We start from the raw sequence: 8,069 nt of genomic DNA on the forward strand, positions 1-8,069 counted from the left end.
GTGCTTAGACGAAGACGTTGATGATCGTTCCTGCGCTGATTGCCAGGATGCAGACAATCAACGAGATGACCAGTCCCTTGAATCCGTTGATTTCGCGTCCTGTGAAGGATGCGAAAGCCAGAAAGCCTGACGAGGCGAGGAATCCGGCTACGCCGAGCAGGATCACGGCCCAGGCGATCCAGTTCAGGATCGTGGTGAACCCTTCGGTGCCTGGTGGCTGTTCGGGGGTTGGGTTAGGGATCGTCGCGGCTAGGTCAAGACCGAAAGCTAGGGTCTGTAACAGCATGGGTGTGTCTCTTTCTATTGGGTGGGAGTGTTGAGGAGTTTGATGATTCGTTTGATCCGTCCAGGTAGTCGGTTCGGATCTGGGGGTGTGTCTAGCCAGGAGTCCATCCATGGGATGTGGACGCCGCGTGGAACCATGCGCAACAGGCGCTTAGTGGCCTTCTTGCGGGCTTCGCTGGTGCGGGGCCCGGCCTCGATGAGGACGAGGGCTGACAGCTTGGAGTCGGTCAGTTGCCCGTTGGCCCATGAACGGATGAACCGCTCTGCGGCGGATAGCCCGGTGTGATCGGTGCGGGCTACGGCGATCACTGGCAGAGGCCAGGTTGCCTGGGTTCGGGTGCTGTGCGAGTGCGGCCATGCTTGGCCAATATCCGCGGCGGCGGGCCCGAGCAGTGCTGTGAGGGTCGTGGCGCCGGCTCCACCGTGCAGGCCCATGATGGCTTGGCCTTCGAAAACTCCGATGTCCTGGTGCGGCCACGGGGTTTGTGGTGCTTCCAGTGTGGGGGAGAGCCCTGGTGTCGTTGGTCCGGTGACCAGCAGGTCCTTGCCCATGAGTTCGTCTCGAACGTCGGGTAAGGTTTCGGAGGTCTTAATTGGTTTTGTTGCGGTAAATGGGTTTGGTAGGGCTGACATATGTGCTCTCACCTCAGTAAAGTAATCATCGGTAAGTAGTAATTCACTATTTACGCTAACTCGCATAGAAAACACAGTCAATCACGCTAAGCGTGCAAGTTTCATAAAAACGTAAAAAATTACTAAATGGGGAAATGCCGCGTAACAGGTTTGACGTGTTTTCTTCCTTAAGTACATTGGGAGTGTGGTCATGAACGATCCAGAAGCAGTCGACGACTTGATTGCGCAGTTGCCGGAGTGGGCAACGACGGAAGAGATCGCTGACATCATGCGCGTCAAGGCGCAAACCGTTCTGAAATGGAACCGTGAATACGGGCTGAAATCCGTGTCTATCGGATCCAGGGTGCGCAGGTATCGGAAGAAAGATGTGCGGGACTTCTTGCTGACCAGTGATGAGGCCGCCGACTAACCCAGGAAGCCATGGCAGGTGAGTGTATGACGAGTATTGATCCGGCAGAAGTTCCAGCCTTCCCGGTTTACACCCTGCAGATCAGCGAAGACAGGGAAGCGGTGACCCTTGATGGGTCACACGTTCCCGTGCTCGATGGAGAAGACTTTATCGATGCGGGTAAAAGAGCGATCGTCGCAAAACTCACCAACCAGCATCTAGGCATGGTGCGGGCGCGAGCTATTGATGTTTCTAACGGTCAAGCGTGGGACATGATTGTTGCTGTTGACGGTGAATTTCTTGACCTTACCGAACAGCAACAAGCTGAAGAAGTCATCAAGACTCGAAAGCAGCGACGCACTAAGCGCCTGTTCATCACCGGAGCGAGCATCATGGGGATGCTCGCTCTCGGTGGTGTCACTGCTGCCATAGTTGTTGCCAGCCAACCCGCCACGAGCGCCCCGGCTTACACACCAGAAGGGGTCGGAGCTACACTGCCCGCGGCACCACCCCCGCAGCACTCAGCGACAGCTGCGTGGAGCCACCCCACTAAGGTGGGTGCCACCGTTAACCTGATCAGCCCCGACCGGTTGCTGACCGCTGACCCCGAAGGCACCGTGACTGGACGTGCCCCGGTCACCGGTCAACCGGTATGGCGCGGGGACAAAGCACCGGAAAACCTCTCCAGCATCCATCAGGGCACGTGGGCCGGCAAGCTAGTCTATGCTGCCGCGGAACGCAACGAACTACGCCTCTGGCCAGTAGACATGCCCTACGACACCCCCAGCGTCGCCCCTACAATGATCGCTCTGGAACCGGGGCAAACCGCTCGTACCGACACTCATACCCCCTACATCGAATTGGGGGACTGGTACATCCGCGTGCCTGATACCGCAGGCGCACTGCACGATGTGATGATCCCACCCGGCTCCACCGTGCTAGATGTAGCAGCCGATGGGACGATCACTACGATCAGCGCCACCACGATTTACACCCTGGATAATCAGGGTGCGATCCTGGACGAAAAGAACTTTGAAGCGCCGGACAACACCTCAAAATATCCGACACGGGTATGGCTACTGGATGACACCTACACATTGTTGGCGTGGGATGACACAGAACGCGTCATGGGAGTCCTAAATACTGAAACCGGGTCAATGCTGTTTTCCGGCACACCACGTACCATCCCCACCGCCACCGAACCCCTGCTAGTGGACAAGGAAGCTAAAACCGCAGCTATCGGTGCAACAGGGATCCGTTACGGGGATAAAAGCGCTTTAGTGGATCTGCCATCAGCGGACCTCACAGCCATTCACAGCACTACGGTCTATGCGAATACGAATAACGGCCCCGTCACCATGGATCTGGGTAACCCCGAAGCCGAGCCGAAGACGTGGCCTAACTATCGCACCGAAGATCCAGCCCCAGTCCTAGTCACCGATGACGCGGTGTATTTGGTGGCAACCCAGTTGGAGAACACGACTGTCTACCGATCCAACAAGACCCCGTAACCCCAGCAAGCAATAGAGCTAGCAAACTTGCAAGAGAGCAAGCATGCAAGAGAGCATGCGTGCAACCGCGGTCCTCCAAGGAGATGAAGCATGGCTGAAGAACGAGGCAGCGGCGTAAAAATCATCCTGGCACTCCTAGGTGTTCTCCTGTTGCTGGTCATCACCCCCATCATCCTGTTTCTCGGTGCAGGGGACGAGAAAGACAGTGATCCGTACGCGCCTTGCCTCATCGAGGGAACACCCATTGGGGACGCTAGCAATAAGGATGAATCCTCGGTGAAGATCCCCGAACAGTACAGAGACGCTACCGAGAACTCCGCTAGAACTGCAGGCCTGCCGGTGGGCATCATCGCCGCGCAAATCGAACAGGAATCTGGCTGGAACCCCAAAGCAACCTCCCCCGCCGGTGCACAAGGTATCGCGCAGTTCATGCCCGGAACCTGGGAGGAATGGGGTAACGTCAAAGACCCTTTCGACCCGTTTGCTGGTCTTGATGCCCAAGGCCGCTACATGAAACACCTCGCCGGACAAATCGCGGATTTGGCCAGCAACGAGCAAGAAAAGATTCAGTTCACCCTTGCCGCTTACAACGCCGGAGCGGGCAACGTCCAAAAATACGGTGGTATCCCACCGTTTGAGGAAACTCGCCACTACGTTCAAACCATCATGGACAACGCACAGATGGACTATTCCTCGGACTGTGAAGCACCAGGCGGATTCGACTTCGGCGACCTCTCCACCGGTGAATGGGCGCACCCCATGCCGAGCTCTCGACTCACGTCACCTTACGGAGCACGTGCATGCCCACTATCTAGCTGCGTGGGTAAGCCGTTCCTCCTGAAACATGAAGGTATTGACCTGGCCGGATCAGACCCGTACTTCTATGCTCCTACCGAACTGAAAATTACTTACGTCAGCGTCGGAGCACCAGATCAGCTTTATGGCTCGTACGGTAACTATATTTTCGCTCAAATGACCGAAGCCCCGTATCTGGTCTTTGAATTCCATGAAGCACAAGATCACTCGCTCATGGTGAAAACCGGAGACATCGTCCAGAAGGGCACACCACTGGGCAAGCCAGGGGCGACCGGAAATTCCAGTGGCATCCATATCCATTTCCAGATCAACAACCCGAAAACTAGTGTGTTTGACCGGCCCGCAGTCAACAACGGCAAAACTTATGACCCGATCCCGATCCTTCGACAGCAAAAGGTGAACATCCAATGAAACACCCGAAAATATTCTCAGGCCTGGCCGCTGTAGGGATCGTAGTAGCCATCACCGGTTGCACCCCAGCTACCCAGGGCCCCGAAGAAAGCATCGTCCCGGTCATTTCCCCTCCTGCTTCGTCACCAAGCAGCAACCCCAGTGAAAGCAGCAGTGCCGGTGAGCAATCCCATGATCACGGGGACGAAAACCCTGCCAGAGTAGAACTAGCTAAGCAAGCAGCAACGATCATGACCACGTGGGATCCTACTAAGGATTTCAACCGCACCGCAGCTGAAATGCGCGCCCGCAAACTTATGACCAAGGAACGCGCCAAAGAAGTGATCGCCCCGAAACGACCCGCCACAGGTGTTGAATGGCTGAACGCCGCTGAGAAAAAAGCAACCAGCAAACCGACGGTGAAGCTCATGACTGAGCACCACGAGCAAGACACCATCGCGATCACTGCCACTTGGCAATGGGTCACCGAAGACGGGGAATCCTGGGCAGGTGAAGGGAAACAAACGTTCTTCTTCACCTTCACCGACGAAGAGCCGTACAAGATCCGCGACTATGTTTCCTCTGTCCGCTAGCCTCGCACCTGCATCGGGGCCCCGCAGCTAAAAGATCTCAAAGGAATATCGGCGGCGACGCGGTCACACATTCCCATGACAACCTTGCCCCTGCAGGACGATCGGTTCGGGAGCCCTATCAGTAGGTCTTGACCGTTACTGAGAACTTCCAGACGTTCGGACCAACGCGATTCCCGTTGCGATCAGTGTCGTAGTAGATAAAGCACTGGCTCGCTCGCGTCCACGAAGAGTTCATCGTCAGACGCTTGGTGTTGCAAGCATTGAAAGTCTTGTAGTCAGTGGGATAGAGATAGGAATATCCCGCCTGGGCCGGCAATGCTGCAACGGTTAGACCTCCGGCAGTAAGCGCCAACGCCGAGGCTGACATAGCGATCCGCATTAGGGTTTTTCTGATCATGGCCCCACTTCCAAAATGTGACTGTACTAACAGCAGTAGTATAGCCATATTTTGGATTAAATGGTTGGGTTTTTCGCACACTTGCCCGATGCCTTGCCGGAGCTAAGCAGTCAACACGACCACTGTGGGCAGCAGGATATTCGCTAGATCTGTATGCCTTGGGGATAAACCAGAATTTACTGGATTTGGTTCATTGGCATCGACTTCCGGCAGCCTGTGGCGCGATCAGGCGTAACTTCGCCACCCGGAAAACTCGTGATCCAAGGCATCATGCCGCCATGCTGCAAGTTTCCCTTCGGTGCGGCGTTGATGCTGATTATGCAGCCAGACACCCAGAGAACGTTCCTTTTCAGATGTGTAGGTCCGGTATCGCGGGAACTGGCCGCTTTCTGCAACGAATTCGCGGAGCGCCTCGAAACGCTCGCTCCATCGTTCGTCGAGTTCGCGTTGCCGAGGGTCGATATGCCAATCGGGAACGTCTTGCAGAAGCAGGATCTTAGCTGCAGGCAACTGGCCGGACTGGAACTCTTTGCGTTGTGCCGCCAGCCAATGGTGCAAGGAACGTTCGGCCCGGTCGCCGGTACTGCGCGGAAGCCTTGTGTGCTCGGCGTGGAAGGCTGCTAGTTCGTTAGCCTGACGCCGCCACACGCTGGAGGGCCTGTTGTTATTGCGTGAGGCCACTGCCGCTTCGTGCTTGGCGCGGAAACCGGGTTCATAATGTTCGCGTCGTCGCAGGTGGTAATGGATGGTGGCAGGACCGCGGTGGCAAAGTTCGGCGATTTCCCGGACTGTGATCCCGGCGAGTAGCAGTTGGTCCCATTCGGGGTGCCTTGAGATGTTCCAGCTGGTCATGGCCTCAAGGTACCGTACGCGACGAGCACTGGCAGCGCTCCAAACCCATGGAGCTGGCCAGCGCCCAACGCGTAGACGCAGCCGACGTGGACGTGATCCACCGGGTGGCCTCGAAGTACTACTGGCTGATCTTCATTGACTCAGGAAACGACGAATCAGATCCGATGTGGCGGCTCATGATTCACCACACCGATCAGCTCGTCGTGGCCACCACAACCCGGGATGACCACGCCGAAGCCGGCGCGCTGCTGCTGGAAGCGCTCGGACAGCAGAACGACAAGGCCCACGCCCTGGCACAAAACGCCGTCGCCGTAGTGACCCAAGCTGATTCCAAAGCCACCACCGCCGACGTGAAGCGCGTCGCAGACGGCTACAAAACCCTGGCCCGCGCTGTGGCAACGATCCCATTTGATCCGGCTATGGTGGACGGCATTCTTCGCTATGACGCGCTACGCCCGAGCACGCAGCGGGCATGGCTGGCAGCCGGCGCAGCTGTCGCTCGAGGGCTACAGAAATGAGATGTGCATCGAATTATTCCTGTTTTTGGACAGGGTCAGGTTTCCGAAACCTCTCTTGAACTGACCCTTTGAATGGGAAACGTGCCGTTGTTTGCATGGCTGGGCCATCGAGCAAAAAATTTTTTCAGAGAAATCCAATCCGTACTGCCGATGGCGTCGAATGCCTCATGACAAACCAAACCCGTGGTTTGGAAACCGACTGACCCCTCGTGGGTCACCAGGCAAGGAGAACGACATGAAAAGCATGCAGCGCAAGACGGTTGGACTGCTCTCGATTGCCGCGTTGGCCGCATTCGGACTGAGTGCCTGCTCGATGGACAACGCCTCCGAATCCGCTCCAAGCAGTGAGGCCTCGGCATCGAGCATGGCGCCAAGCAGCTCAATGCCGGAAGAGACTGAGATGTCGAGCGAGTCCGCGATGGATCCAGCAGCTAACCTGGTCGGCCCAGGATGTGCCGCATACGCTGAAGCAGTGCCCGAGGGCGATGGCTCAGTCGCCGGCATGGCTAAAGACCCGGTAGCCGTTGCCGCATCCAATAACCCCTTGCTGACTACTCTGACCAAGGCTGTCTCAGGAGAACTCAACAAGGACGTTGACCTCGTCGATACCCTCAACGGCGATGAATTCACGGTCTTCGCCCCAGTAGACGATGCATTCAAGGCTATTCCGGAAAAGGATCTGAAGGCTGTCACCGAAGATGCTGACATGCTCACCAAGGTGCTGACTTACCACGTGGTGCCCGGGCAGATGACCCCCGATGAACTCTCCGGCGACCTGAAAACTGTGGAAGGCGACACGGTCAAGGTCAGCGGCAGCGGCGATGATCTGATGGTCAACGACGCCAAGGTCATCTGCGGCGGAGTCCAGACTGCCAACGCAACCGTTTACCTCGTGGATTCGGTGCTGATGCCGCCAGCAAAGAAGTAACACAGGACCACCCTTTGAAGAAGCCAGGGAATGAGCGGTTGGAATCTAGCTACTGTTCGTTCTCTGGCTTCTGTCTACCCACGGCCCGGCCTGCACGCATGTCAGGGGGAGACAAATGATCCTTAGCGGTGTGAGATCCTTGAATCCATGATTCCGAATCGATCAAGCGAACCCTCCGACGGTTATACGCCGGATGAAGCTCTCGTGCTTCAAGTAGCACGAGGAAACGAGGCAGCTTTTGAGCAGCTATATGATCGATTTGCCCCTCAAGTCTTCGGTCTAGTTAGCCGTCTGCTAAGCGATGAGGGTCATAAAGAGGAAGTCACCCAAAAAATCTTTGTCGATGCTTGGCAGCATGCCGCTAGCTTCGACCCCCGGCGAACTACCGCGCTAACGTGGCTGTTGACGATCGCCCACCGATGCGCCGTGGATCAGATCCACTCAACATCACAGCGTCCGGAACCTGACCTGATAATCGATGCTAGAACCCCTCAAGAAAGCGATCACCGTTTGGAAGATGGGGCGGCATTCCAGAATGAGGGCGAACGCATGACTACGGCCCTCCGCCAGCTGACTAAAGCGCAGCGAGAGGCGATCCAACTGGCCTATTTCGGAGGCCTAACGCACTGTGAGATCGCCGAGCATCTCCAAATACCAGTGGACACGGTTCAATCCGGCATACGAGACGGAATGAAGAAACTACGAGATTTGATGGGAGTCGCGTGATGGACAAGCACAAGAGTGAGCTGTTCAGCGGC

The 8,069-nt window shown here is 56.4% G+C and carries 11 protein-coding genes; 7 read left to right on the forward strand and 4 right to left on the reverse strand.

All coding sequences use genetic code 11. From position 1 onward, the window contains the following. Positions 1–4 precede the first annotated feature (4 nt). Together FJV47_RS13795 and FJV47_RS13800 are read right to left on the reverse strand one after the other, a co-directional pair. The gene (locus tag FJV47_RS13795; protein WP_159613986.1) at positions 5–286 is read right to left on the reverse strand and encodes a hypothetical protein; all 282 of its coding nucleotides are present in this window, start codon (positions 284–286) and stop codon (positions 5–7) included. A 14-nt stretch (positions 287–300) separates the two neighbouring features. Then, positions 301–918 carry a DUF6668 family protein gene (locus FJV47_RS13800; protein ID WP_159613988.1) on the reverse strand — a complete coding sequence of 206 codons (618 nt, stop codon included), beginning with the start codon at positions 916–918 and terminating at the stop codon, positions 301–303. Between the two features lie 190 nt (positions 919–1,108). On the opposite strand from FJV47_RS13800, the gene FJV47_RS13805 reads away from it, so the two are divergent. The 4 genes from FJV47_RS13805 to FJV47_RS13820 all read left to right on the forward strand — a co-directional run bounded on the left by FJV47_RS13805 (position 1,109) and on the right by FJV47_RS13820 (position 4,616). Further along, positions 1,109–1,327 carry a helix-turn-helix domain-containing protein gene (locus tag FJV47_RS13805; RefSeq protein WP_159613990.1) on the forward strand — a complete coding sequence of 73 codons (219 nt, stop codon included), beginning with the start codon at positions 1,109–1,111 and terminating at the stop codon, positions 1,325–1,327. Between the two features lie 26 nt (positions 1,328–1,353). After that, on the forward strand, positions 1,354–2,817 hold the full coding sequence (locus tag FJV47_RS13810; protein ID WP_159613992.1) for a hypothetical protein: 1,464 nt from the start codon (positions 1,354–1,356) through the stop codon (positions 2,815–2,817). Between the two features lie 90 nt (positions 2,818–2,907). Then, positions 2,908–4,044 carry a transglycosylase SLT domain-containing protein gene (locus FJV47_RS13815; RefSeq protein WP_159613994.1) on the forward strand — a complete coding sequence of 379 codons (1,137 nt, stop codon included), beginning with the start codon at positions 2,908–2,910 and terminating at the stop codon, positions 4,042–4,044. Continuing rightward, a complete protein-coding gene (locus FJV47_RS13820; RefSeq protein WP_159613996.1) occupies positions 4,041–4,616 on the forward strand; it encodes a hypothetical protein in 576 nt (191 codons plus the stop codon). Before FJV47_RS13815 ends, FJV47_RS13820 begins: the two co-directional genes overlap by 4 nt. A gap of 118 nt (positions 4,617–4,734) precedes the next feature. On the opposite strand, the gene FJV47_RS13825 is transcribed toward FJV47_RS13820, so the two are convergent. Further along, the gene (locus FJV47_RS13825) at positions 4,735–5,013 is read right to left on the reverse strand and encodes a hypothetical protein (protein WP_159613998.1); all 279 of its coding nucleotides are present in this window, start codon (positions 5,011–5,013) and stop codon (positions 4,735–4,737) included. A 225-nt stretch (positions 5,014–5,238) separates the two neighbouring features. Continuing rightward, complete coding sequence (locus tag FJV47_RS13830; RefSeq protein WP_159613999.1) at positions 5,239–5,865, reverse strand: helicase associated domain-containing protein; 627 nt, start codon at positions 5,863–5,865, stop codon at positions 5,239–5,241. Between FJV47_RS13830 and FJV47_RS13835 the strand changes: the two genes are divergently transcribed. From FJV47_RS13835 to FJV47_RS13845, 3 genes are all read left to right on the forward strand, one after another. Continuing rightward, positions 5,844–6,383, forward strand: coding sequence for a hypothetical protein (locus FJV47_RS13835; RefSeq protein ID WP_235026477.1), 540 nt, complete (start codon positions 5,844–5,846; stop codon positions 6,381–6,383). The two genes, FJV47_RS13830 and FJV47_RS13835, sit on opposite strands and share 22 nt — an antisense overlap. A 235-nt stretch (positions 6,384–6,618) precedes the next feature. After that, a complete protein-coding gene (locus tag FJV47_RS13840; RefSeq protein WP_022876894.1) occupies positions 6,619–7,311 on the forward strand; it encodes a fasciclin domain-containing protein in 693 nt (230 codons plus the stop codon). Positions 7,312–7,458: 147 nt separating this feature from the next. After that, positions 7,459–8,037, forward strand: coding sequence for a sigma-70 family RNA polymerase sigma factor (locus FJV47_RS13845; protein ID WP_159614000.1), 579 nt, complete (start codon positions 7,459–7,461; stop codon positions 8,035–8,037). Positions 8,038–8,069 lie beyond the last annotated feature (32 nt).

The sequence above is a fragment of the Glutamicibacter sp. JC586 genome (genome assembly GCF_009805585.1).
Taxonomy (GTDB): Bacteria; Actinomycetota; Actinomycetes; order Actinomycetales; family Micrococcaceae; genus Glutamicibacter.

Excerpts from the sequence above, each read along its gene's own strand:
- FJV47_RS13810 (WP_159613992.1), top strand. The coding sequence starts at position 1,354 with ATGACGAGTATTGATCCGGCAGAAGTTCCAGCCTTCCCGGTTTACACC.
- FJV47_RS13845 (WP_159614000.1), top strand. The coding sequence starts at position 7,459 with ATGATTCCGAATCGATCAAGCGAACCCTCCGACGGTTATACGCCGGAT.
- FJV47_RS13825 (WP_159613998.1), bottom strand. The coding sequence starts at position 5,013 with ATGATCAGAAAAACCCTAATGCGGATCGCTATGTCAGCCTCGGCGTTG.
- FJV47_RS13820 (WP_159613996.1), top strand. The coding sequence starts at position 4,041 with ATGAAACACCCGAAAATATTCTCAGGCCTGGCCGCTGTAGGGATCGTA.
- FJV47_RS13795 (WP_159613986.1), bottom strand. The coding sequence starts at position 286 with ATGCTGTTACAGACCCTAGCTTTCGGTCTTGACCTAGCCGCGACGATC.
- FJV47_RS13800 (WP_159613988.1), bottom strand. The coding sequence starts at position 918 with ATGTCAGCCCTACCAAACCCATTTACCGCAACAAAACCAATTAAGACC.
- FJV47_RS13840 (WP_022876894.1), top strand. The coding sequence starts at position 6,619 with ATGAAAAGCATGCAGCGCAAGACGGTTGGACTGCTCTCGATTGCCGCG.
- FJV47_RS13805 (WP_159613990.1), top strand. The coding sequence starts at position 1,109 with ATGAACGATCCAGAAGCAGTCGACGACTTGATTGCGCAGTTGCCGGAG.
- FJV47_RS13830 (WP_159613999.1), bottom strand. The coding sequence starts at position 5,865 with ATGACCAGCTGGAACATCTCAAGGCACCCCGAATGGGACCAACTGCTA.
- FJV47_RS13815 (WP_159613994.1), top strand. The coding sequence starts at position 2,908 with ATGGCTGAAGAACGAGGCAGCGGCGTAAAAATCATCCTGGCACTCCTA.